At 62.3% G+C, this 3,507-nt stretch carries 3 protein-coding genes and 1 pseudogene; 3 read left to right on the top strand and 1 reads right to left on the bottom strand.

The window, feature by feature from the left end; translation table 11 throughout:
* Positions 1-373, top strand: a pseudogene (locus ACMLHZ_RS07350) (hypothetical protein); the annotation flags it as partial.
* 79 nt (positions 374-452) lie between these two features.
* Here ACMLHZ_RS07350 and prfB read toward each other — a convergent pair.
* On the bottom strand, positions 453-1,574 hold the full coding sequence (gene prfB / locus ACMLHZ_RS07345) for a peptide chain release factor 2 (protein ID WP_418667111.1): 1,122 nt from the start codon (positions 1,572-1,574) through the stop codon (positions 453-455).
* Positions 1,575-1,728: 154 nt separating this feature from the next.
* Here prfB and ACMLHZ_RS07340 point away from each other — a divergent pair, with 154 nt between their 5' ends.
* Both ACMLHZ_RS07340 and ACMLHZ_RS07335 read left to right on the top strand, forming a co-directional pair.
* Positions 1,729-2,733, top strand: a complete 1,005-nt coding sequence (locus ACMLHZ_RS07340; protein ID WP_418667110.1) for an RING finger protein — start codon at positions 1,729-1,731, stop codon at positions 2,731-2,733.
* A 64-nt stretch (positions 2,734-2,797) separates the two neighbouring features.
* Positions 2,798-3,507, top strand: a 710-nt coding sequence (locus ACMLHZ_RS07335; RefSeq protein ID WP_418667109.1) for a UTP--glucose-1-phosphate uridylyltransferase, incomplete at its 3' end; no start/stop codon positions are given.

Below are 3,507 nucleotides of genomic sequence, written 5' to 3'. Positions count from 1 at the left end.
GAGATTTTTCTCAAGGGCGAGCTTCCGCGCAAGCTCCGAAAATCCCCAGGAATATCTGGAGCTTGCGCGGCAGCTCGCCCTTGAGAAAAATCTCGTACACGGCCAGGTGGATGCGGTCTCCTACAACTGCCAGGGTTACGCCGGCAACGACCCGGACATCACCTTCGACGTGGTGGGCACAAACGGCGAAAAAGCCCTCGTCACCCTGTCCCGCTACGACCGTCAGCTCACGGCCGTGGGCTACGACGCCGAGCGCCTCATCCGCGAGCCCGCCCAGGAGCAGCTGGACCGGAAGCTGGAAGTGCAGGTCCGTGCCGCCCGCGCCGCGGGCTCCGGCCAGGGCGGCGGCCTCCTGCAGGCCCTCGAGGGCTGAGGCCTCCCACCCCCACACCAACAAGAGCGTGGGCCGTTTTAAACGGCCCACGCTCTTGTTTTCCTTTTTATCCCCCGGTTCAGGTATCCTGCAATTCGCCCTTGCTGGCGGCTTTCAGGTAGGCGTTGATGAACCCGTCCAGCTCGCCGTCCATCACGGCCTGCACATTTCCGTTTTCGTAACCGGTCCGGTGATCCTTCACCAGGGTGTAGGGCATGAACACATAGCTGCGGATCTGGTGGCCCCAGGCAATCTCTTTCTGCACGCCCTTGATGTCGCCGATCTTGTCCAGGTGCTCCTGTTCCTTGATCTGATACAGCTTCGAGGCCAGCATCTTCATGGCGGTGTCGCGGTTTTGAAACTGGCTGCGCTCGGTCTGGCAGCTCACCACAATGCCGGTGGGTTTGTGGATCAGGCGCACCGCGCTGGAGGTCTTGTTGATGTGCTGGCCGCCCGCGCCGGACGAGCGGAACACCTGCATCTCCACGTCCTCCGGCCGGATGTCCACCTGGATGCTGTCGTCCAGCTCGGGCATCACCTCCAGGCTGGCAAAGCTGGTCTGGCGGCGGCTCTGCGAATCAAAGGGGGAAACGCGCACCAGGCGGTGCACCCCGTTCTCGCTTTTCAGCATGCCATACGCGTTGGGCCCCTCCACCAGGATCGAAGCGCTCTTCAGCCCGGCCTCGTCGCCGTCCTGGTAGTCCAGGGTGCTCACCTTATAGCCGTGGGCGGCGCCCCAGCGGCTGTACATGCGGAACAGCATGTCCGCCCAATCCTGCGCCTCGGTGCCGCCGGTGCCGGCGTGAAAGGTCAAAATGGCGTTGTTTTTGTCGTACTGGCCCGAAAGCAGGGTGATCAGCTGCAGCTCCTCCACCGCCTTGGTCACCGCCTCCACCGCCGCCTCGCCCTCGGGGATGAGCTCCGGGTCATTCTCTTCCTCGCACAGCAGCAGCATGGTCTCGGCGTCGTCGTACAGCGCTTTCAGCTTTGCATAGCGCTCCAGCCGGCCCTTGAGCGCGCTCATTTCGGCAAATACCCGGGCGCTGGCCTCGGTGTCGTCGTAAAAGCCGGGCATGGTCATTTTGTTTTCCAGCTCCGCCACGCGCTTTTCACTGGCGGTGATGGCCAGCGCGTCGCCCAGCTCACGCACCTCGTGCTCGTGCTCGCCCAGCTGCATCTTCAATTCGTCAATGGTGATCATATCCGCAAACCTCTCTGTTTGTTATCGCGCTCAAAAATTATCCGATAGTAGTATAGCCGAAAAGCGTTCTAAAGTAAAGAGAATTGTTTTGCATTTTGCGGCTCTTTGCGGTACAATAACCAGTATAATGCCCTTATATGGGAGGAGCAAGCATATGTTTGATTACCAAGGCTGCAAATGCCCGGTGTGCCAGCAGCCCTTTGCCGAAAGCGACGATATCGTGGTATGCCCTGACTGCGGCGCCCCCTACCACCGCGATTGCTACCAAAAAAACGCCGGCTGCCTGTTTGCCGACCGCCACGCCCCCGGCTTCGAGTGGAAACCCGCCCCCGGCGAGTGCCCGGCGGCCGAAGCCTCGCAGGCTTCCGGTGCCGCCCCGGATACGCCCGAGATCGCCTGTGCGGCCTGTGGGGCCATGAATCCCGTCGCCGGCCTGTTCTGCGAGACCTGCGGCGCTCCGCTGCACAAGGGCGCCCCCCGCTACGACCCCGCCTCGGCCCAGCGCAGCCCCGCCGCCTACGGCCCGGCCAGCGCCCCCCCGGCCGACCCGTTCCAAATGGACGCCGTGCCCCCCGAATTCCGGGTCCGGCCGGACGAGGAGATCGACGGTATCTCCGCGCGCGATTGGGCCGCGTATCTGGGCAAAAACGCCTCCTATTACCTGCTGAATTTCAAACGCATCAGCGCCACCGGCCGCAAAATGTCGCTCTGTTTTTCGGCCTTTTTATTCGGCCCTCTCTATTTCTTCTACCGCAAAATGTGGGTTCCCGCTCTGGCCTACCTGGCCATGGACGCGGTGATCTACCTGCCCGCGATCCTGAACCTCATGATCTACGCCGAAAACCCACTCGTCGCCGGTCTCAGCGCGCAGGCGCTCCCGGCCCTTTACACGGTGAGCTCTGTGCTGGTCTGGGTGCTCAAATTTTTGTCCGGCTCCTTTGCGGTCTGGATCTACAAAAATACCGCGGCCAAGCGCATCCATGCCGCTCTCAGCGCCGGCCCCGCCTCCGGCCCGGCCCTGGCCAAAGCGGGCGGCACCAGCACGGTGGCCCTGGTCCTGGTGGTTGTTTTTGAGCTGGTGGTCACGTACGCCGCCATGGCGTTTGCCGTCTGGCCCATTTTGGGCACCCTGATGGGGCAGGCCGGCACTTTGGTGTGAGGCGCGCTCCCTTTGGCTTGAAAACCGTTCCCCGGAACGCAAAATGAAAGGAATGGATACGGATATGGCACAAAAAGTACGCAAGGCGATCATCCCCGCGGCAGGGCTCGGCACACGGGTGCTGCCCGCCACCAAGGCAATGCCCAAGGAAATGCTTCCCATCGTGGACAAGCCCGCCATCCAGTATATTGTGGAAGAGGCTGTGAACGCGGGCATCGAGGAGATCCTCATCATTCTCGGCCGCAACAAAAGCATCATCGAAGACCACTTCGACCGCAGCCCCGAGCTGGAAGCCGCTCTCGCAAAACCGGGCAAAGAGGCCCTGCTGGAGGAATCCCTCGGCATCGCAAATCTCGCCAACATTTTCTTTGTGCGGCAAAAACAGACCCTGGGCCTGGGCCACGCGGTGCTCATGGCCAGGCCCTTCACCGGCAGCGAGCCGTTCGTGGTTATGTACGGCGACGACGTGATCCTAGGCGAAGACCCCGTGGCCGCCCAGCTCATCCGCGCTTACGGGGCGTACGGCCGCCCGGCGGTGGGCATCAAGGAAGTAACGCCCGAGGCCATTGTGAAGTATTCCAGCATGAAAACGGCCCCCATCCAGGGCAACCATTACCTGATCGACGACATGATCGAAAAGCCGGCCCCCGGGCAGGAATTCAGCCTGTTCAGCATTCTGGGCCGCTGCCTGCTCACCCCCGAAATCTACACCATCCTGGAGCACACCGCCCCCGGCGCGGGGGGCGAGATCCAGCTCACCGACGCCATGGCCGA

The organism is Allofournierella sp. (genome assembly GCF_048388525.1).
GTDB lineage: Bacteria > Bacillota > Clostridia > Oscillospirales > Ruminococcaceae > BQOK01.
Note: the sequence above shows the minus strand (reverse complement) of the source record. Positions and strands in the feature narration are given on the sequence as shown.

Bases quoted from the DNA above. Each gene is read 5' to 3' on its own strand.
- prfB (WP_418667111.1), bottom strand. From the start codon at position 1,574: ATGATCACCATTGACGAATTGAAGATGCAGCTGGGCGAGCACGAGCAC.
- ACMLHZ_RS07340 (WP_418667110.1), top strand. From the start codon at position 1,729: ATGTTTGATTACCAAGGCTGCAAATGCCCGGTGTGCCAGCAGCCCTTT.